The 22,755-nt window shown below is 35.3% G+C and carries 20 protein-coding genes and 1 tRNA gene; 14 read left to right on the top strand and 7 right to left on the bottom strand.

Going from position 1 to position 22,755, the window contains the following annotated elements:
• Positions 1-5 precede the first annotated feature (5 nt).
• The 5 genes from VFM92_RS09870 to VFM92_RS09850 all read right to left on the bottom strand — a co-directional run bounded on the left by VFM92_RS09870 (position 6) and on the right by VFM92_RS09850 (position 6,700).
• On the bottom strand, positions 6-1,430 hold the full coding sequence (locus VFM92_RS09870; protein WP_325122050.1) for a TolC family protein: 1,425 nt from the start codon (positions 1,428-1,430) through the stop codon (positions 6-8).
• Positions 1,427-2,803 carry an HlyD family secretion protein gene (locus VFM92_RS09865; RefSeq protein ID WP_325122049.1) on the bottom strand — a complete coding sequence of 459 codons (1,377 nt, stop codon included), beginning with the start codon at positions 2,801-2,803 and terminating at the stop codon, positions 1,427-1,429. The genes VFM92_RS09870 and VFM92_RS09865 overlap by 4 nt, the downstream gene beginning before the upstream one ends.
• A complete protein-coding gene (locus tag VFM92_RS09860) occupies positions 2,796-4,529 on the bottom strand; it encodes a peptidase domain-containing ABC transporter (protein WP_325122048.1) in 1,734 nt (577 codons plus the stop codon). The genes VFM92_RS09865 and VFM92_RS09860 overlap by 8 nt, the downstream gene beginning before the upstream one ends.
• 1 nt (position 4,530) lies before the next feature.
• The gene (locus VFM92_RS09855) at positions 4,531-5,208 is read right to left on the bottom strand and encodes a TetR/AcrR family transcriptional regulator (protein ID WP_325122047.1); all 678 of its coding nucleotides are present in this window, start codon (positions 5,206-5,208) and stop codon (positions 4,531-4,533) included.
• Positions 5,209-5,284: 76 nt separating this feature from the next.
• On the bottom strand, positions 5,285-6,700 hold the full coding sequence (locus VFM92_RS09850) for an FAD-binding oxidoreductase (RefSeq protein ID WP_325122046.1): 1,416 nt from the start codon (positions 6,698-6,700) through the stop codon (positions 5,285-5,287).
• A gap of 27 nt (positions 6,701-6,727) precedes the next feature.
• Between VFM92_RS09850 and VFM92_RS09845 the strand changes: the two genes are divergently transcribed.
• From VFM92_RS09845 to purN, 5 genes are all read left to right on the top strand, one after another.
• Entirely contained in the window at positions 6,728-7,225 is a 498-nt protein-coding gene (locus VFM92_RS09845; RefSeq protein WP_325122045.1) for a C40 family peptidase, read from the top strand.
• Between the two features lie 187 nt (positions 7,226-7,412).
• Positions 7,413-7,486, top strand: a tRNA-Ala gene (locus VFM92_RS09840).
• Positions 7,487-7,641: 155 nt separating this feature from the next.
• Positions 7,642-8,502 (top strand): carboxylating nicotinate-nucleotide diphosphorylase, encoded by an 861-nt coding sequence (gene nadC, locus VFM92_RS09835; protein WP_325122044.1) that lies wholly within the window; start codon positions 7,642-7,644, stop codon positions 8,500-8,502.
• Between the two features lie 76 nt (positions 8,503-8,578).
• Positions 8,579-9,055 (top strand): YcxB family protein, encoded by a 477-nt coding sequence (locus VFM92_RS09830; RefSeq protein WP_325122043.1) that lies wholly within the window; start codon positions 8,579-8,581, stop codon positions 9,053-9,055.
• Positions 9,052-9,630, top strand: coding sequence for a phosphoribosylglycinamide formyltransferase (purN, locus tag VFM92_RS09825; RefSeq protein WP_325122042.1), 579 nt, complete (start codon positions 9,052-9,054; stop codon positions 9,628-9,630). Before VFM92_RS09830 ends, purN begins: the two co-directional genes overlap by 4 nt.
• A gap of 158 nt (positions 9,631-9,788) precedes the next feature.
• On the opposite strand, the gene VFM92_RS09820 is transcribed toward purN, so the two are convergent.
• Entirely contained in the window at positions 9,789-10,373 is a 585-nt protein-coding gene (locus VFM92_RS09820; RefSeq protein ID WP_325122041.1) for a hypothetical protein, read from the bottom strand.
• A gap of 188 nt (positions 10,374-10,561) precedes the next feature.
• On the opposite strand from VFM92_RS09820, the gene purH reads away from it, so the two are divergent.
• From purH to rodA, 6 genes are all read left to right on the top strand, one after another.
• On the top strand, positions 10,562-12,088 hold the full coding sequence (gene purH / locus VFM92_RS09815; RefSeq protein ID WP_325122040.1) for a bifunctional phosphoribosylaminoimidazolecarboxamide formyltransferase/IMP cyclohydrolase: 1,527 nt from the start codon (positions 10,562-10,564) through the stop codon (positions 12,086-12,088).
• Positions 12,089-12,199: 111 nt separating this feature from the next.
• Positions 12,200-13,228, top strand: coding sequence for a rod shape-determining protein (locus tag VFM92_RS09810; RefSeq protein WP_296621029.1), 1,029 nt, complete (start codon positions 12,200-12,202; stop codon positions 13,226-13,228).
• 105 nt (positions 13,229-13,333) lie between these two features.
• Positions 13,334-14,170 (top strand): rod shape-determining protein MreC, encoded by an 837-nt coding sequence (gene mreC, locus VFM92_RS09805; protein ID WP_325122039.1) that lies wholly within the window; start codon positions 13,334-13,336, stop codon positions 14,168-14,170.
• A gap of 157 nt (positions 14,171-14,327) precedes the next feature.
• On the top strand, positions 14,328-14,681 hold the full coding sequence (locus VFM92_RS09800) for a Rod shape-determining protein MreD (protein WP_325122038.1): 354 nt from the start codon (positions 14,328-14,330) through the stop codon (positions 14,679-14,681).
• A complete protein-coding gene (gene mrdA / locus VFM92_RS09795) occupies positions 14,678-16,489 on the top strand; it encodes a penicillin-binding protein 2 (RefSeq protein ID WP_325122037.1) in 1,812 nt (603 codons plus the stop codon). The genes VFM92_RS09800 and mrdA overlap by 4 nt, the downstream gene beginning before the upstream one ends.
• Positions 16,486-17,754 (top strand): rod shape-determining protein RodA, encoded by a 1,269-nt coding sequence (gene rodA / locus VFM92_RS09790; protein ID WP_325122036.1) that lies wholly within the window; start codon positions 16,486-16,488, stop codon positions 17,752-17,754. Before mrdA ends, rodA begins: the two co-directional genes overlap by 4 nt.
• Positions 17,755-18,029: 275 nt before the next feature.
• Here rodA and VFM92_RS09785 read toward each other — a convergent pair whose 3' ends face one another.
• Positions 18,030-18,986 carry a hypothetical protein gene (locus VFM92_RS09785; RefSeq protein WP_325122035.1) on the bottom strand — a complete coding sequence of 319 codons (957 nt, stop codon included), beginning with the start codon at positions 18,984-18,986 and terminating at the stop codon, positions 18,030-18,032.
• A gap of 32 nt (positions 18,987-19,018) precedes the next feature.
• Here VFM92_RS09785 and VFM92_RS09780 point away from each other — a divergent pair, with 32 nt between their 5' ends.
• The 3 genes from VFM92_RS09780 (at position 19,019) to VFM92_RS09770 (ending at position 22,542) form a co-directional block, all read left to right on the top strand.
• Positions 19,019-19,342 carry a 2Fe-2S iron-sulfur cluster-binding protein gene (locus VFM92_RS09780; protein WP_414675570.1) on the top strand — a complete coding sequence of 108 codons (324 nt, stop codon included), beginning with the start codon at positions 19,019-19,021 and terminating at the stop codon, positions 19,340-19,342.
• Positions 19,343-19,558: 216 nt separating this feature from the next.
• On the top strand, positions 19,559-20,137 hold the full coding sequence (locus VFM92_RS09775) for a thymidine kinase (RefSeq protein ID WP_325122033.1): 579 nt from the start codon (positions 19,559-19,561) through the stop codon (positions 20,135-20,137).
• A gap of 242 nt (positions 20,138-20,379) precedes the next feature.
• Entirely contained in the window at positions 20,380-22,542 is a 2,163-nt protein-coding gene (locus tag VFM92_RS09770; RefSeq protein ID WP_325122032.1) for a T9SS type A sorting domain-containing protein, read from the top strand.
• The last annotated feature ends 213 nt before the right edge of the window (positions 22,543-22,755 follow it).

Raw genomic sequence — 22,755 nt, 5'->3', positions numbered from 1 at the left:
ATTGCTTATTGATTCACCCACAATTCAGGCTTGGCTCCTAGGCTGTGTAACCATTGGCGATAATATAATCTATACTTTGCTTGAAGTTCTATATATTTCATGCGCGCATTCACCAAGCTCATCTGGCGATAGTTGATAAGGAAAATGCTACTTTCCCCTATTTCAAATTTTCTTAATTCCGCGGCTAATAAGCTTTCATATTGAACTACGATATTCTGATATGTTTCTAACTGTTTTGCAATATTTTCAAAAGTGTTTTCATATTGCCTTGCCTTATTTCGAATGGCTAATTGCTTCTGCTGCAACTCTAAATTTGTGTTTTCTAACTTAATGTCATTCATTCTCAATTCGCCTCTTGACTGTCTTAAAAACAATGGCATACTAAAACTCAAGCCCCACTTATAATTATCTAAGCCTCTGATTTCATTTAAATTCCCGCTTGGGTTTTGCAGTAAATTATATTCTAGATTTAGTTTTGGCTTAAGCTTTTCTCTCTTTAAGCGATTTTCAATTTGAAGTTTTTGAATTTTAAATTCACTTTCCCTGATTGCAGGGTGTTCTTGAATAAAAATTGGTAAACTAGCCCTCAAGCTGTCTATTTTATTTTGCGAGATGTTATTAATTGCTGTAGCTTTCAAATCAGACTCTTGTAATGGCTGATTTTCACCCCAAAGGAATGTAAATAAATTCAGCTTTGCATTGGCTAAGTCTACCTCCAACTGTTGGTTTTGAATAGATAGGTTTTGCAACTGTATGGAAGCTTCTAAAGTATCAACTGCTGGTTTATCGCCCTGTTCATATGAAATTTTGTAGTTTTCAAAATTATCTTTAGCCAATTTAATTGCATCTTCAATAACTTTTTTTTGATATTGAAACTTTGCGAATTGCCAGTAATAGCTACTTCCTTCCAATAAAATGTCAATAAGCAAAAGCTGAGCCTCATTTTCAAAAGCTCTTTTATCTACAAAAGCAGTTTGAAGCGCTGCTCTTCTATCATCAATAAATAAACCTTGCAAAACGGGTACGCTTACACCTAAATAAGCAAGTCCAGCAGCAGGCAGTTGTGCCTCATCACTTAGATACTCTCCCTCTGTCCAATCATAACCACCTTGAAAAGTTATTCCAGTTCTTGTGGGAAGCCTTATTCCAGATTCGCTGTATTGATAGTAATTAGTTTGGTCATAGTACTTTTGTTTATTTTTGGAGAATAATTCTGGATCAAAATTACCTTTTGCTGCCATCACAGCAAAATCACCCATTTCTCGCAAATTTTGGGCTTGTTGTATTAAGGGATGATTTTCCATTACCAGTGAAAGAAAGTCCTGTTCACTCAATTGTTCGAAGTTTGCAAGTTCTTGTCCCCTAGCTGAAAAAGTAAGAATCGTTGTGCAAAAGGATAATAAAACAATATGTTGAATTTGAAGCTTCATAATTCTTCTTTTTCTTGCACCTTAATTTCATTGTTAGCTCGCCCCGTATTTTCAGGAGTATAAAAGTTTGGTGGAAAGCCATTGATTTGTCTCCATATCTCATACCATACTGGAACGATATCCAATAAAGCTAGCCCACTCGTTCCTCCACCTACTCTTAGTGCTTGTGGCCATTCAGGTTCTTCAGGATCCTGTGCTATCAAAACCCTGTATTTTCCATTAGGACTGATAAAACGATCAATGGCAACTACTTCACCACCAAAAGTACCATAAGTTATAATGGGCCAACCAGAAAATACTATTGATGGCCATCCGTCAAATATCAAGCGGACTTCATTGCCAACATTGAAGAGCGGCAAATCCCTCGGCATGATATACATTTCTACTGCATATTCTATATCAGCTGGCATTATGGAAACTAAAGATTCTCCAGCTTTTATATTTTCACCAATTCCCGTACTTACAGCTCTAGTAATGTAGCCTTTTTGAGGAGCTCTCACATAATAAAACCCAAATCGAACCTTGTAATTGGTAAGCTTATTTTCCATTTTAACAACCTCGACTTCTGTATCTTGCAGCATTGAGCGAGTAGTAAACAAATCAGAACGAGCTTTTTGCAATTTATTTGTATATTCATTATAGACTGAATTTAATTCAATCTTTGCGTTTAGATATTGATTTTTGCTACTTAGTAACTTACTTTCCATGCCAATCTTTTTAGCTAAGGCTTCTTGATATTTATTGTTCCTCATTTCCAAGTCAGTAAGCGACTTTAAACCTTCCTCATAAAGTTCTTCTTGTCTAGCAAACTGTTTTTCAGCTATTTTTAAATTTATTTGTGAGGCTTCGTAATCTATGCTGTCAGCTTGAATTTGTAATTCAGCTTGTCTTAAATAGTTTTTGGCTTGTTGTAATTTAAGCACTCTATTTTCTTCTATTGCTCCTATTTGTTTTAATAAAGCATCAATTTTTTCTTCATAAAAACCCAGTGATTGTTTTTTAGCGTTAATTTGTGCCTGAGTTCTTTCAAGTAATTGAGGGTCAAAATATTGGTCTTTTATTTCTCGAATAAATAGGATTGTATCACCTTTTTCCACCAAATCTCCTTCTTGAACATACCATTCTTCAATCCTTCCATCTATCATAGAATTTAATTCTTGAGGGCGATGTGAAGGCGAAAGGGCAGTCACCTGACCATTCCCTCTAATATTTTGGGTCCACGGCAAAAATGAAACTCCTAAGAAGATCAAGAAAAATGTGATGAGCAATCGTTTTAAGATCTTATCAGCTCGAATTTCTTTGAACATACCAAAAGAGGAATACTTTTTAGTATCCACTTTGTCTTTTAGAGAATATGGGCTAATGTTAAGCATTTTTATTTAGGCTTATTTTTTCAAACCAATCATGATTCTTAATTTCTTTTCCTGGAACGTCATATAATATTTCACCATTTTCCATTCCTATCACTCTATCACAATTTTCTAGTATTCTGAGATCGTTACTTACTAAAATTGCGGTTTGGGGGTTATCTTTTCTACATAGGTATTTCGTAAACTTATGTTTTTTATCTTGCGAAATCATACCGAAAATATCTTCCCAAAGTATAAGTGTTTTTTTACCTAAAATACCTCTAGTCCATAAAATCTGTTGTTTGATTTCTTTAGGAAAAGTTTTATCTCCCGGAAAAAGCATTCTTTGATATCCTGCAGGTTCACGATCCATAAATTCACTTAACCCAGTAATTTCTGTAGCTTTTTGGATTTCAGCCATATCCGACATAGGAGATCCTATTTTTATGTTTTCTTCAATTGTACCTTGAAAAATGCCTCCAAAACTCATGCAGTCTCCAATATTTCTTCTTACATCTGAAATATTTAAATCTTTTAAAGCAGCACTATTGAACATTATATTTCCCTTGTAATTAGTAAACCAACCAGAAATCAATTGCAAAACGATAGATTTCCCAGCATTTGAACTTCCTGCAATGCCTATTTTTTCTCCTCCTTTAATATCGAGATTTATATTGTTTAGAAAAGTGTGATTTGCTTCATTTCCATTTAGGGTAATATCACGGAGTTTTATGGCCATTCCTTCAGACTTTGTGAGCGGATGGCTGCCTGGTGAATAGTCTTCTAATGGTTTATCGGTAACTACGGCAATTTTTTCTACAGCTGTAAGCACATCATAAATTGATTCAATAACGAAAATTAGTTTTTCTACAGAATTTATAATTAAAACCACTATAATTTCCGCTGCAACAAACTGCCCAATATTCATTTGCTGTTCAATCACTAAAAAGCCACCAATTAATAATAAACCTGCCGCCACTACAGCTTTGAAGCCAATCATTAATGAAAATTGATTAATGATTACACTAAAGTGAGATCTTCTTGCCTTGATATAATTTTCGGTGTTTTTATTATTTTTTTCCAGCGGGAGCTTTGAATCTTCGGCCATTTTGAAACTTTCCATATTTCTAGCCAATTCTTCTAGCCAATGAGCAGTTTCATACTTGTAATTTGATTCTCTAATACTTGTTTTAAGACCCTTTGGGCCAGTTAATCTTACTATCAAGAAAATTAATAAAATTAAGAAAAATGAAAACAGAATAAAGAAAGGATGATAAAACGAAATAAGTATTAAGGCAAAAATGATTTGGAAAAATGCAGTGGAAAAATCAATCAGAATTTTTGCAAGTCCTTTTTGGACTGACATGGTATCAAAAAAACGATTGATTAATTCTGGTAAATACGCATTTTCTACTTGATTAATCTTGAATCGTGGAATTCTGTAAGCAAACTCAAATGACGCTCTAGTAAAGATTTTTTGTTGTAAGACTTCATTAATAGTTAATTGCCGCACTTGCAATAATCCATTAATTACAATCCCAAGAATTACGAGAAAAACAAGGATTACCCAGGAGGTACTTACTTGACCACCCATTATAAGATTGATAATTGCCTGTATACCTAAAGGCAAAGAAAGGCTGATAAGCCCTGAAAAAATAGCATAAATATAAATGGTAAAAACAAAGCTTTTTTCAGGCTCTAGAAGGTCGATAAACCTTTTGAAAGGATGGACTTTATAATTTTCTGCCATTTTAGTTCTTTAGGTTTTTTAATATAATTTGGTAAAAAACATTAGATAATTCATCTTTATCTGATTGAATGTCAGATAATGAGGGCATATGCATTGCAAAATATTGTTGATGCAGAATTCCTACTATGCTTGTAGAAGCCAAAGTGTTAGCATAACTAAAATTAGGGTTAATCTCCATCATAATATCTGCTAACCGCCTTGATACCTTTTTAAAAGTTAAAAATAAACCATATTTATTTTCTGTGTCAACTTCTTTTGTTAAATAAGCTTTGGAAGACTCAGAAATCACAATATTGACGAGTTGTTCAAAATTTAGAGAACTGATGCTTTTATCCTCCGCGTCAGGTTTGCAAATTACTTCAATTGCTCTTTTTAATTTAGAATCGGGGCTTGATAAATTATGAGTATGAAAAGCTAATTGGATATCTACCCAACTCCAATACCAATTATAGAAATAAAGTAGAAGCTTATGCTTACTTTCAAAGTAGCGATATATAGAGCTTTCTGTAGTGTTTAATGCTTTCGCTAATTTACCGAAAGTAAAACATTCTAGCCCCATTTCATCAATCATCAATAAAGATTGTGAGAGGATTTTTCTGCCTAATTCAGAGGATTCAGGATCTTTCTGAAAAAGGTGAGGGTTTAACTCAATTTTAATAGAAGAAAGTAAATTATCCAAGTTGCTAAATTTTACACGCAGTATTGATAGTAATACTTTCGACAAACGGATAACTTTTATTCTTGTTTAGGAATTTTTAAAATATTTTTTCTGCATTTAATATATTATTTGGGTCGAATACTTTTTTAATGCCTCTCATCAGGTCAAGTTTTACATCTCCCATGGCCATTTGCATATAAGGTCTTTTAGCAATTCCAATTCCGTGTTCACCTGAAAGTGTTCCGCCTAATCGTACGACTTCCTCAAAAATTTCACCTATGCCTTCATTTACTTCCTTGTTCCAGTAATCATCACTTAAGTTTTCTTTCATGATGTTGATGTGAAGGTTTCCATCACCCGCATGACCGTAGCAAACAGAATTAAAACCATACTTTTCTCCTACTTCTTTAATGAAAACAATTAAAGCGGGTAAGTTTCCTCTCGGAACGACTACATCCTCTGCTTTAGTAAGTGAATAAGCATTAACAGCAGGGCTCACATTTCTTCTTAATTTCCAAAGTTCATCTTTTCTAGCTTGAGTATCCGCAAAAAGAACTTCTCCACCAGTGTCGAAATCTTCCAATACATTTAATATGATTTCCGCTTCATTCATCATAACCTCTTCATCATTTCCATCAAGCTCGATTAATAAATGAGCTTTTACGTGATCGGGTAAATCAACACTTACCGTTTCACCCATTTCATTCTTGATATAATCTTGCGTTTTTACGATAGCGTCACGCTCCATAAACTCCATACCTGAAGGTGCAACTCCCGCTTTGAAAATGGCAGCTATGGCTCGGCAAGCTTCTTCATTGCTTGTAAAAGGCGCCAGTAAGGTCACATCTTTTCTTGGGAAAGGTCTTAATTTAAAAACAATTTTAGTGATGATGCCTAAAGTGCCTTCACTTCCGCACATTAATTGGGTCAAATTATAACCAGTACTATTTTTCAACACATTTGCCGCAGTCCAAATCATTTCACCATTGGGTAACACCACTTGCATATTCAAAACATAATCGCGAGTAACACCATATTTCACTGCTTTAGGTCCACCAGCATTTTCTGCCAAATTTCCTCCTAAAAAGCAGGTTCCTTTACTTGATGGGTCTGGTGGATAAAATAATCCCTTTTCTTTAACAGCATTTTGGAAAACTTCCGTTATTACCCCAGGCTCAACAGTTGCTTGCAAATTCAGTTCATCTATGTATAAAATTTTATTGAATTTCTCCATGCTAATGACCACCCCTTTTTTGGTGGGCAAAGCACCTCCACTTAAGCCAGTTCCACCACCTCTAGGCGTAACAGGAATAAGGTGTTCGTTACATTTCTTCATAATAGCACTAATTTCTTCAGGAGTTGAAGGTTTTAGTACTACATCTGGCATAAAGGAGTAGTCCTCAGTATGATCGTGAGAATATTTATATTTATCTTCATCTTGCAAAAGGGCATTTTTTGCGCCTACAATGCTGACCAATTCCTCAAAAATGCTTTGATTTGTAACAGTATCCATAAATTAAGTGATTTCTGATAATGAATTATGCTTCAACACAAATTTAGGAAAATATATTCCATCCAGCTGATTTTATTGCTACTGATTGTTGTATTCCTTGGGGGATGCGCCACAAGTAAGAAGGCAAAACTTAGGGAAAGAAGATTGGATATCATCATTCAAACGGCTCGTTCTTACACTGGAACTCCTTACAAATGGGGCGGGGTTAGTCGATCAGGTATGGATTGCTCTGGATTATTATATGTTAGTTTTAAAGCAGGGGATGTGAATATTCCCAGAGTCTCAAAAAACCAAGCTAAAGTTGGCACTAAAGTCCGATTCGGCAAGCTTCAAAAAGGTGATGTAGTTTTTTTTGCAATGGGAAAAAGGAGGAGAGAAATTACCCACGCAGGATTGGTAACCGAAGTAAGAGGTAAAAACGATGTGCGCTTTATTCATGCTTCATCAAGCGTTGGGGTTGTTGAAGCGAATATTTATACCGATTACTACACAAAAAAGTTCAGGAAAGCGAGAAGGTATTTTTAGAAATAGATTTTTTCCATAGCTTTGCAAACCTTTGATAATTGGCATTTTGTCAATTGCAAAAAGTCTATTTTTATTTTTGGGGCATTAGCTCAGCTGGATAGAGTGTCCCGAATGAAAAGGTCGGGAAGGTCATCGGTTCGATTGCTTTGAGATTAAAGAAGTAGAATAACATTAAAATAAATGAAAAGGGGCATTAGCTCAGCTGGCTAGAGCGCTACGCTGGCAGCGTAGAGGTCATCGGTTCGACTCCGATATGCTCCACAAAGCTACTTCGCAAGGGGTAGCTTTTTTGTTTTTGACCCAATAGCAATTTTTAAAAAAGGCTTCTTAGATCGCTACCTAAAATTAAAACTCTTCATTGTATTATAAATACCGATATCACCGTAACTTTGAGCTAATATCAAAAAGTAATAATCTTGACTTATCAATATTTAACCGAAGAGAATATTCATCAATTTATTAAAATTGCTTTAGAAGAAGATATTCGTGATGGTGACCACTCTTCTTTAGCATCCATTCCAAAAGGAACGCTAAATACTGCCCAACTGATCATTAAAGATGATGGGATTTTGGCTGGCGTTAAAATGGCAGAATATGTGTTCAATGCGGTTGATAAAGATTTAAAACTTGAAATCCTCAAAAAGGATGGAGAATCTGTAAAAAAGGATGATATTGGATTGAAAGTTCATGGCGAAGCTTCCTCTATCTTAACATCTGAAAGATTGGTGTTGAATTGCCTTCAAAGAATGAGTGGAATTGCAACTTACACGCATAACCTGAGCAAAATGATTACTCATACTTCTGCAAAATTATTGGACACCCGAAAAACAACCCCAAACTTCCGATTAGCAGAAAAATGGGCAGTTGAAATTGGTGGAGGTAAAAATCATCGATTCGGATTATTTGATATGGTGATGTTGAAAGATAATCACAACGATTTTGCTGGTGGAATCACCGCTTCAGTTACTGCAACCAAGAAATATTTGAAAGAAAAGAATCTTGATTTACGAATTGAGGTTGAAACCCGAAATCTAGAAGAAGTAAAAGAAGCGTTGGAAGTTGGTGGTGTGGATGTTATCATGTTGGATAATATGAGCGTAGTCGATATGAAAAAAGCAGTTGATTTGATTGGTGATAAATGCCAGACAGAAGCTTCGGGTGGCATAACTGAATCCACTATTGTGAAGATTGCAGAGACAGGTGTTAACTTTATTTCTGTAGGTGCTTTAACCCATTCTTATAAAAGTTTAGACATCAGTTTGAAAGCGGTTTCTTGAAACCATAAAAATGAGATATATTTGCAAACCCAAATTAGGGTGGATAAAAATTTACTAAGAAAATTGAATTGCAGAAATGCTAGTTAAAACAAAAAAATATAAGCTGGATAACGGCACGTATATCAAAACAGGTTTGAAAAACATTGTAAAGGAGCAGTGGTGGGTGTTTTTAATCGCACTTGCAATTTGCTCTGGTTACGCTTGGATTCCCAATATTTGGTGGTTCATAGGTTCATTTATTGCCTTATTATTGTATTTTCTATTTTGGATTATTCAGTTTGCGGGAGTAACACAATTAGACCAATACAAAATATTGTTTGAGCGACTCTCCTACGAGATCAGTTCTCAACAGATTTTAATAAAATTGAATGCCAAGCAAGGTATGCCGGTCAAGTGGGATCAAATCAAATCAGCCAAAGTAGGAAAAAATGCATTTACTTTTGTGCTTTCAAAAGCGCAGTTTATTCATCTACCGTATAAAGTCTTTAAAACAGAAAACGAAAAGAAATTTGTGGAAACAATATTAAAAAGGAAGGAATTGATTAAATCATGACCGAGCCTAAAAATATCGCTATTTTAGCCTCTGGCTCTGGTAGCAATGCCGAAAAAATTATTCATTATTTTAAAAATCATAAGACTATCAATATAGCCTCTGTTATTACCAATAATGAAAACGCAGGAGCAATAGAAAGAGCTGAAAAAGCCCACATTCCCTCAAAATATTTTAACAAAGAAGATTTCGAGACACCGCATGTAATCCTTCAGTATTTGAAATCAAAAGAAGTTGATTTCATTGTATTAGCTGGATTTTTACTGAAAATTGCTCCTGAAATTGTTGCTCAATATCCAGAGAAAATCATCAACATTCACCCTGCTCTTTTGCCAAAATATGGTGGAAAAGGAATGTACGGAAATCATGTCCATGAATCCGTTATCTTGAATAAGGAGACAGAAAGTGGTATCACGATTCATTTAGTAAATGATAACTATGATGAAGGTCGCATTATTTTTCAGGCTAAATGTAGCATTTCACCACAAATGGGGGCAAAACAATTGTCTGCGAAGGTTCAACAACTAGAGCATCAACACTTCCCTAAAATTATTGAGGAATTTGTGGAAAATCACTAAGTGATTTTCCCGCTTTCTTTATCTCATTTCTAAAACTTAGAATTTCAAGTTATAATCCATTTAACATGCCACTTTTTGTTCATACAAAAAGCAAAGTAAATTGTGATGAAATGTAAATAAATATTCTGAAAATCTAGATTTCAAAAAACAGTCTCAGCTCATTCTCCCCTCTCAAAAAGTGTCTCCACCAAATCATAAAAGCTTTCCGGTTCAGAATACAATCTATCGGAATAAACACTTGCCATCAGTTTTAAATAATGGGGTTTATCATCATAAAGGATGAGCTCCAAACTTATGTTGCCATACTTTTGGTCGATAGGCGGTTCCATTTGAATGGGTGGTTTCAAATAATAGAATTCTTTGGTAGTAACTCGTTCATCCTCTGCCGTTACTTTTCTATTGGAGCCAGATTGTCGATAGCCAATTGATAAAATTTGTTTTTTAAAATGCTCCAGAAGCATTTTGTAATCTGAGTCCAGCAAACTGCTGCAATTCGCTATAGCAAATCCATTGGCTTTATCACTTTCTAACAGGGCAATCGGAATGGGGTCTTTGATATCAGTTTTCTTTAGATGATATGCCCTGAAAATCTTATCCAAAATTTCCTTGCTCACATCAGAGGAGTGCCACTCCTCGTAAGAATCAAATTCTTGCTGGCTTCTCTTCAAAACTTCATTGGTTAGAATTAGGTTTTTCTTCTCCTTAGGAAATATTTTATTTATGATTTGTTCAAAGAATGACATTTAAACTTTATTAGAATAAAAAACTGAAAATGAACTCGCTATACACGCTTAACAGATTTAAGGATTGAAAGATTAGAAAAATGCTTATAATCTTAAAAAAATCTTATGTCTATCGTCATAAAGTTTTTAAAGCATAGGCGAAAAAGCTATAAATCAATTAGTTTTGCAAGAAAATAACAATAAGTATAATGTCAGTTAAAAAAATCCAGTCCGCACTCATTTCAGTATTTCATAAAGATAATTTAGAGCCAATCATTCAAATATTGAAAGATAAAGGCGTAAAAATATATAGCACGGGAGGTACGCAAAAATTCATTGAAGAACAAGGAGCAGAAGTTACCGCTGTTGAAGACTTAACTAGCTATCCTTCTATTTTGGGCGGGAGAGTAAAAACTTTGCACCCTAAAGTATTTGGAGGAATTTTGAGCAGAAGAGATTTGGAATCTGATAAGGCACAATTGCAAGAATATGATATTCCAGAAATTGACTTAGTGATTGTTGATTTATATCCTTTCGAGCAAACAGTTGCTTCGGGAGCAAGTGAGCAAGATATTATCGAGAAAATAGATATTGGAGGAATTTCCTTAATTAGAGCTGCCGCTAAGAACTTCAAGGATGTAGTGATAGTAGCATCACAAAATCAATACGCTAGTTTGGAAAAAATATTAGAAGAAAAAAATGGAAGTACTGATATAAAGGACAGAAAATCTTTTGCTGCCTATGCTTTTAATGTTTCTTCTCATTATGATACTGCCATCTTTAATTATTTCAATCAAGAGGATTCCATAAAAGGATTTAAGCATAGCATTTCTGAAAACAAGACATTACGTTATGGTGAAAACCCTCATCAGGAAGGTGTTTTCTTTGGAGATTTGGACGAGCTTTTTGACCAATTGAATGGTAAAGAGTTATCTTATAATAATTTGGTGGATGTTGATGCAGCAGTTTCTTTAATAGAAGAATTTGAGGGCGAAACGGCCTTTGCTATTTTGAAACATACCAATGCTTGCGGAATAGCTTTGGGCAATTCCGTTAAAGAAGCTTATCAAAAAGCTTTTGCAGCAGATACACTCTCTGCGTTTGGTGGCGTTTTGATTACCAATGAAAAAGTAGATAAAGAAGCTGCGGAAGAAATGCATTCATTATTCTTTGAAATTCTGATTGCTCCTGATTTCTCTGCGGAAGCTTTAGAAGTATTGAAAGGAAAGAAAAACAGAATCTTACTAAAAAAGAAAACTAATCTTTCTACCAAGAAGCAATTTAAAAGTTTGCTTAATGGGATAATCGAACAAGATAGAGACTTACATACAGATAGTAAATCAGATTTGAAGGTTGTGACTAAAGAAGCACCAACGGCTGAAGAAGAAAAAGCATTGTTATTTGCTTCAAAGGTATGTAAACACACAAAATCCAATACAATTATTCTGGCTAACAATGGCCAACTGCTGGCCAGTGGTGTCGGTCAAACGTCAAGAGTAGATGCTCTAAAGCAAGCGATTGAAAAAGCCAAAGTTTTTGGATTTGATTTAAAAGGAGCAGTAATGGCATCGGATGCTTTCTTCCCATTCCCTGATTGTGTGGAAATTGCTGATGAAGCAGGTATTTCAGCTGTGATTCAGCCTGGCGGTTCTATTAAAGACCAGGACAGCATTGATTATTGTGATGCAAATGGAATGAAAATGGTGACCACAGGAATTAGACATTTCAAACATTAAAAATCAATTTTTAGATTAATCAGGAAATATTTTCGTTGAACTGCTTAATTTATCAAAGTAATTTGTAAATTTCCAAAGTGATAATTTTTAAAATAATATATACGAACATCCATGGGGATATTTGATTTCTTTTCAAGTGACATAGCCATAGATTTGGGTACAGCCAATACCTTAATTATTCATAAAGACAAAATAGTGGTGGATGAACCCTCCATCATTGCGATTGATAAAGCTACTAACAAAGTGTTGGCCATTGGTCGCCAAGCCATGCAGATGCATGAAAAAACTCACGAAAACATAAAAACAATTCGTCCTTTGAAGGATGGAGTAATTGCGGATTTCCATGCTGCAGAGCATATGATTCGTGGGATGATTAAAATGATTGATGGCGGAAAAAGAAGTTTCATGCCATCTTCACATAGAATGGTGATCTGTATTCCTTCAGGCATCACTGAGGTGGAGAAAAGAGCGGTTCGAGATTCAGCTGAACACGCTGGCGCCAAAGAAGTTTACATGATTCATGAGCCAATTGCCGCGAGTATCGGTATTGGAGTTGACATTGAGCAACCAATCGGCTCCATGGTGGTGGATATAGGAGGTGGTACAACTGAAATTGCAGTAATTGCCCTTTCTGGAATTGTATGTGACCAATCGATCAGAGTAGCAGGTGATACTTTCACTAAAGACATATTAGATTATATGCGTAGACAGCATAACCTACTGATAGGAGAGCGTTCTGCGGAAAAAATTAAAATTGAAGTAGGTGCCGCTTTAACGGAATTGGATGATGGACCTGAGGATTATGAAATCCGTGGTCGTGATTTGATGACGGGAATCCCGAAAGTAATTAAAGTTTCTTATTCTGAAATAGCTTTTGCGATTGATAAGTCAGTTTCCAAAATTGAGGAAGCCGTGTTGAAAGCATTGGAGATTTCACCGCCCGAATTATCTGCCGATATTTATGACAATGGAATTCATTTAACTGGTGGTGGTGCATTATTAAGAGGTCTTGATAAAAGGTTAGCGCTAAAAACTAAGCTGCCAATTCACGTGGCGGATGATCCGTTGAGAGCGGTAGTTAGAGGAACAGGAATTGCGTTGAAAAATTTAAACCATTACAAAGCTGTTTTAATGAGTTAATGAATTATTCAATACAAAATATTTTTGGAAAAGGGAATCCTATAAAAGGCATTCCTTTTTCCTTTTTAAAGCAGTTTATTTTTTTGCCTGTAAACCTAAAGGTAAATGCGTAAATTATTTCAGTTAATTTATCAATATAGGGCTTTCTTTATCTTTTTGTTATTGGAAGTAGTTAGCGGATGGCTGGTAGTTAATCATAATGATTACATCAGTGCCTCTTATTTTAATAGTTCAAGTGCAATTGCAGGCAATGTTTATGAAAACAAACAGGCTGTTAAAGATTATTTTCAATTAGCAAAGGTTAACAAAAATTTAGCTCAAGAAAATGAACTCTTGCGAAACCGATTGGCTGGCGACAGTATTACAATCGATTCTACTTCTATAGAAATTCCATTCGAATTAGCAGGGCAATATGAATTTATTACAGGAAAAGTGGTGAACAATTCTGTCCACCGTTTTAGAAACTATTTCACATTAGATAAAGGAAGTGAAGATGGAATTGAAGAAGGAATGGGGGTAATCAATCCAAATGGAGTGGTAGGAAAAATAAAGAGCGTTTCCTCTAATTTCTCTACCGCCTATTCCGCTTTGCATAGTAATTTATTGATTTCAGTGTTGATAGATGAAACAGAAACCTTATGTACTGCAAATTGGTCAGGGGAAGACCCAACGGAGATTTCTCTGAAATATGTTCCACGACATATTAAAGTGCAAGAAGGAATGGAAGTAATTACTTCAGGATATGACGCTATTTTCCCGCAAGGGGTAAAGCTTGGCACAGTTAAAAGTGTGAAAATAGATGAAGAAGCTACTTTTTATAATATAGAGGTGGCGCTTTCTGCTGATTTTTTTAGCCTTGATTATGTATATATAATTGGCAATAAGCTAAAGCAAGAAAAAGATTCTTTAGAACAAGAACTGCAATCAGAATATGAACGGTAGTAATAACTTCAAGCAAATTTTGATATGGGTGCTTTTCGTAGCATCCCAAATATTGTTTGCACAAAATTTTGTGTTGTTTAACAGAGCGTTCTGTTTTGTATATGCAGGCTTTTTGCTTTTGCTTCCCTTGGGAATTTCCCGTAACTATCTTTTGCTCTTGGCTTTTTTCACAGGACTAATCATTGATATATTTTATAATAGTTTAGGAACTCATATGGCAGCTATGACGTTGATGGCATTCATTCGTCCTATATGGTTGAATGCGATTACCCCACGAGGAGGATATGAAAACGTAGAAAGTCCTGCGATTAAAGATTTAAGTTTATCATGGTTTCTGGCTTATGCTGTGCCATTATTGTTTATTCATCTTGCAGTAGTTTTTTTTATTGAAGCAGGCGGTTTTCATATGTTTTTTTATGTAATATCTAAGGTGTTCATGAGCACTTTATTGACCGTATTGGTGTTGGTAATTATACAATATCTATTTTATTCTAAAGGAAGGTTTTCATGATAGAAAACAGAAAATACATCATTCAGTTTTTAATCGTTTTGGTTGGAATAATTTTCTTAGTAAAATTATTTTCTATTCAGGTAATGGACAGTCGATATAAATTAGCGGCTGAAAACAATGTGATTAATAAGGTGGTGCAGTATCCTTATAGAGGCTTAATTTTAGATAGAAATCATAAAATCATTGTTCATAATACGCCTGTTTATGACATAATGGTGGTTCCTAAAGAAGTAAACGTCCCAGATACCACTGTTTTTTGTAACTTATTAAATATTACTGAAGAGGAATTCATCGCTAAAACGCAAAAGGCAAAAGAATATTCATACATCAAACAGTCACTTTTTTATCCACAATTGAGCAATGAAGAATTCGCCAAGATTCAAACCCGCCTGGTGGAATATCAAGGGTTCTATCCTGTTGCTCGTACTGTTCGTAAATACCCAGAGCCTGTATTGGCAAATGGATTAGGTTACATAGGAGAGGTAAGTAAAAGACAATTGGAAAGAGATACCGCCAATTACTACAAGCAAGGTGACTTTATTGGAATTTCAGGAATTGAAGCGGCCTATGAAGAAGAATTGAGAGGAAAAAGGGGTGTAAAATATAAGTTAGTAAATGTAAGAGGAATTGAAAAAGGCTCCTTTAATGATGGGAAATTTGATACGCTTTCAGTTCCAGGCAATAATTTGGTTTCTACTATAGATTTGGAGTTGCAGAAATATGCTGAATATTTAATGAAAGATAAAGTAGGGAGCATAGTGGCCATTGAACCCACAACTGGTGAAATTCTGGCATTTGTAAACAGTCCTTCATATGACCCCAATCTTTTGGCAGGAAGAAATTATAGTAAAAATTTTGGTGAACTCAATAAGGATACATTAAAGCCCTTGTTTAACCGACCTATAATGGCGCAATACCGCCCAGGATCTGTATTTAAATTAGTACAATCTTTAATAGCCTTACAAGAAGGTGTGGTTACTCCTTCTACTCGAATAGCATGTAATAGAGGCATTATCAATTGCCACGGATCGCATAGCAATGAAGATTTACATGGTGCTATTAAATATTCTTGCAATCCATATTTTTATCAAACATTTAAAAGAATTATTCAGCAAGGCGATTTAGATGATTTTAATAAAGATGCTAGAGTGGGATTAACCACCTGGAATAGGTATCTAAACGATTTTGGTTTTGGAAGAAAATTAGGAATAGACATTCCAAATGAAAGCCCTGGCTTGGTACCAGGACCTACTTATTATGATTACTATTATCAAAAAGATCATTGGAATTTTTATACTATCTATTCATTAAGTATAGGAGAAGGAGAATTATTGACTACTCCTCTTCAGGTAGCCAATTTAGCTTCCATTTTAGCAAATAGAGGTTATTATATTCGGCCGCATATGGTTAAGGGAATTGAAACCACTGATTCATATTACAAAATTCAGTACGAAAGACAAGATACAGGAATAGATTCGGTTCATTTCACAACAGTCGTGGATGCGATGGGCGAAATTGTGGATGGAACAGCCCGAGTTGCTAGGGTAAAAGATATCCAAATAGCAGGAAAAACAGGTACCGTGCAAAATAAAGATAGCTTCGACCACTCTGCATTTATGGCTTTTGCTCCAAAGAAAAATCCTCAAATTGCCATTTCAGTTTATGTAGAAAATGCTGGCTGGGGTGGAGGTGTTGCCGCTGCTATCACGGGTTTATTGATAGAAAAATACATTAAAGGTGAAGTGGCATCCAACAGAGCTTGGGTAGAAAATTATGTGATGACCAAAGCGTATTTGAATAATTTATGAGAAGACAGGATGGCATTTGGAATAGGGTAGATTGGTTGCTGATAGCAGTTTTTTTTATACTAGTTATTTTAGGGTGGCTCAATATCTATGCTGTGGTTTATGATGCGGAACAAGAACAAAATATTTTCAGCTTTGACCTTAACTCTGGCAAGCAATTAATTTGGATTGCAGGTTCTTTGGTCATAATAACAGCTATCATGATTTTGGATTATAAGTTCTTCGATTCCTTTGCATATTATATTTATGCAGTAGTTCTCGTCTTATTAGTTTTAGTTTTAATAGTTGGTACAGAAATAGCAGGGAATCAATCCTGGTTTGTATTTGGATCCGTTCGGCTCCAACCTTCAGAATTTGCAAAGTTTGCCACCTCCTTAGCAATAGCGAAATATTTTAGTAGTAATAATGTCAGGCTCGATCAGTTCAAGGAGCAAATCAAATCTTCTCTTTTTGTATTGGTGCCTATGGGATTAGTCATCATGCAAGGTGATGCTGGAACTGCCTTAGTTTTTATTAGTTTTATTTTGGTATATTATAGAGAAGGACTCCCTTCCTTTTATGTGATTACAGGTCTTTCTGCCGCCATTATTTTCATCTTGACTTTATTGGTGGATCAAATGTACTTGAGTATTGGAGTTATTGTATTGGCTACTATCATCATCGTCATAAACAATAAGCGTTTGAAAAATATTGGGATTACGATTTTGGCTGCTGTTATAGTAATAGGCGTAATCCAAAGTGTGGACTATGTGATTTCAGATGTGCTCAAGCCTCACCAGCAAAACCGATTGAAGGCATTGGTTAATCCAGATGCTGACCCTTTAGGTTATGGCTGGAATGTTACGCAATCTAAAATTGCTATTGGCTCCGGTGGTACTTTTGGTAAAGGTTTTTTAGAAGGAACGCAAACCAAATTTGACTTCGTTCCCGAGCAAAGCACCGATTTTATTTTCTGCACTATTGGAGAAGAACACGGTTGGGCGGGTAGTTTTGTATTAATAATTTTATTCCTAGTGCTGATGGTTAGGATTATAGTTGTAGCCGAAAGACAAAAATCAAATTTTGCTAGGATTTATGGCTATGCAGTGGCGGGTATTTTCTTTTTCCACTTCGGAATTAACATTGGCATGACCATCGGTCTATTTCCAGTAGCCGGTATTCCGCTTCCTTTCTTTAGTTATGGAGGTTCTTCGCTTTGGTCATTTACCATCTTGCTTTTCGTGCTAATAAAGCTGGATGCCCATAGGATGCAAGTGTTGACGAGGTGATTGGCGACAAAGAAACTTTGCAGTCTTTTTATCTAGCGCCGGAGGCTACAGTAATCATTACCATTCAGAAAGGGATGGCGATAGAAAATAATTTTCCTCCGCTAGCGTCTCGCTAGAGGAAACTACTACCGCCTTTGGCGGATTCTATTTATTTTTTCGTAACAAATTACTGAAGTGCTATGTCAGGCATTAGTAAAAAACAACATGCCCTAGTTATAATAAAAATCTAAATTTAAAGACATATAGAGCATACAGGTTTGTACTAATGCCAATTATTATTGTCCAAACCTTTTCTCCACTAACTCCATAAACTCTTGAACTTCCTCGGTTTCCATATCCCAATTGTATTTATCAACAAATGATTTTTTGACATGGGAGGCGGCCTCTTTATAGCTGTCCATAGCATCAATTTGTTCAACAGCAGATAAGAATTGATTTTGATTGCCTTCAAATAATTCGTTGACAAACATAAAGCGCTGATTCAGGGTGAGCATTTTCATTATGCTTTTCCCACCGTTTTTCGAAAGTTTATCAGCTAAAGTTAGTTTTTCCTTGCTTTGTAAGGAATCATTAAGCATGCCTGCTTCCACTTTTTCTTCTTCCAAATAAATATCCGCGAGTGAAAGAGGCAAAGTTTTGGAGAATTCAGCCAAAAGGGGCTGAATATCGGCAGGTTGTTCTTCCGAGTTACTGCAAACCTCATTGAACATCTCAAAAGCCGTATCATTAAAAACCACTTTTTCTTTACTAGATTCGAAATACTCAATCAATCCATCCAAAAGAAAATCATTGAACTTGATATATTTTTTCAAATCCTTCAAATCAGATAAGCGCAAACGACTGTCATCTCTTTGGTTAATTTCCTTAGAATAGAAATCATAGGGAGAGAAAGCCAACAAAACGCTATCTTTGATAGATTCCTTTAATATAGGTTCAAAATGTTCTTTTTTAACATAAATATGACGGGAGAGCGTATTCATGAAATCTTTCATGGCTTTTTTCACCTCATCACTATGGTAATCGAAATAAGGGCTTTGCAATTTTGCATTCTCTTTTTTCCATTTTTTGAAAAGGTTTTTGAGCACCATCAAATTAATTTGTTTGTTGGGGCTTAGCTCTAAAATTTCCTTTCCGCTGATGTGAGATGAATTACTGAAGAAAGATTGGCTCAGTTGTTTTGCCAATGCTTTGCTGTAAGCATCAATCGCCTGATGATTTAATTTGCTCTCCATTATTTAATTTACTTTTTTTGCCATTTATTCTTATGCCTGAAATTGAGATATCAAACCTTTATGAACGCAAGATAATCACTAATAGCACAGAAAAAAGAGCGTTAGAGATTATACACGAAAACTTTATCGATTGGATGCATGCCTGTGGAAAAAAAGGTAGATGCACCACTTGCAAAATGATAGTGGATGATGGAATGGAGAATTTAGGAGAATTAACGTCTGCTGAAGAAAGATTTAGAAATCAGAACCGATTGGCAGAAAATGAAAGATTAGCTTGTCAGGCAGTAGTTTTGGGAGATATTAAAATAAAAGTAGCGGAACGGAATAAATTTCCGCATATGGAGTATTCTGATTGAATTATCATTTGAAACAATTTCTGGCAGAAGATTCCTGAAATTTTTATCTCGTTTCCTTCGTCACGATTTAAAAATTTCAGGAATGAAGGAATCATTTTCGGAAAATCTAAGGAGTTTGAAGGTCTACTAGATTTATGTAATAGAAGCATTAATAATTTAAATAACTTTCAATTTGAATAAGTATAAAGCAGTTAGAATTAAGCTATATAAAGAAATATGTTTGTAGAACCACATATAGGAAGAGAAGAAGGCGGCAAAGGAAAAGGTTGGATAGAACTGATTTGTGGTTCTATGTTTAGCGGAAAAACTGAGGAGCTAATCCGAAGACTTAATCGTGCACTCATTGCCAAGCAAAAGATAGAAATTTTCAAGCCTAAAATTGACACCCGCTACGATGAATCTGAAGTGGTTTCGCATAATAAAACTAAAATCCGGTCCACTCCTGTTGATTTCGCAGAAGATATTTTATTGTTCTCAGGAAATTCTGAAGTCGTAGGCATAGATGAAGCCCAATTTTTTGATTCGGAGATAGTGAATGTTGTAAATACTCTGGCAAACCAAGGCAAAAGAGTCATCATTGCAGGCTTGGATATGGATTTTAGCGGAAAAGCATTTGGGTCCATGCCCGAATTGATGGCAACTGCTGAATACGTAACTAAAGTCCATGCTATATGCGTAAAATGTGGAGGAATTGCCTCCTACTCTTACCGACTTAGCGAAAACAAGCAAAAAGTAATCTTGGGCGAAAAGGATAAGTATGAACCGAGATGTAGGAAATGTTTTAATGCCCCCTAACCCCCAAAGGGGGAATCCCACAGATCTTCATAAGCAGTAAACAATAAAGTTCATCTCTATTATTTAGATTTTATTTCAAAAATTTATTAACATTATACAGTATCAAATTAAAAATCGAAAGTATTTCCTTGCACTTTTCCCCCTTTGGGGGAATTAAAAGGGGGCTTTTGGGGGTTAGGGGACTCAACATCTTAACTATCACTTCTTATATTTGAAACATAATTCAATGCATTAAAAGAACCATGCTCAAATCAGTCTCATTTTTATATATCTTTATATTTTCCTTTAACCTACTTGCTCAAAATATTCCATTGGGCAGCTGGAGAAATCATGAAGATTATTCTACGGCTCAGAAGACAGCTGTTTTTAATAATAAGATTTTCTGTGCAACTAATAATGGGCTTTTCTATTTTGACACTGAAGATGGAAGTCTTAATACTTTAAGCACTACTGATGGGTTAAGCAGCATCAACATCAGTATGCTGGAATCAGTCAATGATTTATTGCTGATTGGCTATGCAGATGGATTGATGGATGTAATGGATAGTGAATTAAACATCACCACTTTCAAAGGAATATTTGAGTCCGATTTAAGAGGAGAAACAAAGATTAATGGAGCAGTTCAGGTTTCAGATATTATTTATCTAGCTACAGATTTTGGAGTGGTTTTGTACAATGCAGTTGAAAACGAATTAGTAGATGCTTTTCTTGATTTGGGTGAGAATGGAGAAACAATTAGCATCAATGGAATCAGTACAGATACCGAAAATCTTTATCTTAGTACAGCTGATGGATTATTAACAGGAAATTTAACAGGAAATTTCAATCTCAAAGATTTTCAAAACTGGGAGAGGGAAACAATTAACAACAATGGAACAGCGCTATTAAAAACCGTTTTTTACAAGGGAAATCTTTACGGTTTGGCAGAAAACGATAGCATTTATCAATTTCAAAGTGACGTCTGGCAAAGTATTTTTGGTGCAGATGCAAGCATTCAGCAATTAAAAGTGATAAATAACGAATTGTATTTATCCTCCTCTAATCAGCTTTTTCAGTTTAATGAAATCAGATTTGAATCAGCTTTCACGGTGACGGAAGCAAAGCAAATCAATGACTTTATTTTTTTTGAAGGTCAGTTTTTCCTTGCCGAAGAAACCTTAGGTTTAATTCGCTATCAGCAAGGTGCAACAGAAAGCTTGGCTCCCCAAGGACCAAAAGGTAAAACTGAAAGCCTGCATCAAATTGAGCAATTTACTTTTCACTTGGCTGAAAGTACTGTCGGGTTTTCATATTTTGAAAATGGCAAATGGACTTATACAGCAAAAGATGCTTTTGGTCAGGATTTACCGCTGTTCAGGGATGTAGCTTTAGACCTGACTTCAGGAAATGGTATATTCCTTAGCCCAGAAGAAGGAATATTCAGTTGGGATACGGAAAGCATTTCCGCATTAAATTTGGGTGACTCCATTATAACTGAATGGGTTAGCTTAGCTGAAAGTCCACAGGCGAGTTATTGGGCTTTGGTGAAAACGGAGAATAATTTATATGCTCTTTTTAATCCGGAAACTGAGCAGGTGAAAGAAATGAATCTACCAGCCAATAATTTAATAACTGATTATTTAATAGTGCCTAATGGAGATCATTATTTAGCCACCAACTCAGGTGTATTTGTTTTTAATCCGGAAAGCGGATCCGAAAGAAGGCTCAATACGATTTTAGGAAATGGTAATTTCCCCAATAATCAAATCAAGGATTTGGCATTGGATTTAAGTGGTCAGTTGTGGATTGCAACTGAAAGTGGAGTTGCCTTTTTTAATCGCTTTCAAGGCGTTTTGCAAGGTGAAAATGTAGATGCTTCTCAACCTATTTTTGAAGGATTTTTCCTTTTTGATGGAATTCCCGTTAATCATATCGCTATAGATGGCGGCAATAGAAAATGGATGAGCACGCGAGATGGTTTATGGCTTTTTGATGAAAACATAGAACAAAATATTTTGCATTTAAGAAGATCAAACAGTCCGATAGTGAATAACGATATTCAGCAAATGGTTGTCAATCCTCTAAATGGAGAACTTTTCTTGAGCTCTTCAAAACAGTTGCTTTCCTACCGAACGGATGCTACCCGAGCCGGAGCAGTACATTCAGATGTGGAGGTCTTTCCAAACCCTGTTCGACTTTCTGCCGATAATACCGTTACGATTCGAGGCTTAGCTTATAATAATGAAGTGATGATTACAGACATAGCAGGAAACCTCATCCATAAAGGTCAAGCTAATGGCGGAACATTTTCCTGGAACTTAAGTAACTATTCAGGCTTCAAATCTAAAAGTGGAGTCTATTTGGTTTTCTCTATTAACGCTGATGGCACCGAAACCTATCAAACCAAATTTGCTGTCCTACCTTGATTAAAGTATAATTGGTAACATCATTTGACTTGTTACAATTTCACCCTATTTTCCAATAGTATTTAGTTTACCTTAATTAGTCAGCCCTTAAAAACCCCATAATATATCCCTTTTAATGGTAAAAAATTTTGATAACAGATGAAACAGCTTTGATACATCTTTTGTAAATAGAGCCAAAGAGATGATTTCCATATGTTCATCATCCTTTTGAAG

The sequence above is a fragment of the Marivirga sp. genome (assembly GCF_035704835.1).
Lineage (GTDB): Bacteria > Bacteroidota > Bacteroidia > Cytophagales > Cyclobacteriaceae > Marivirga.
Note: the sequence above shows the minus strand (reverse complement) of the source record. Positions and strands in the feature narration are given on the sequence as shown.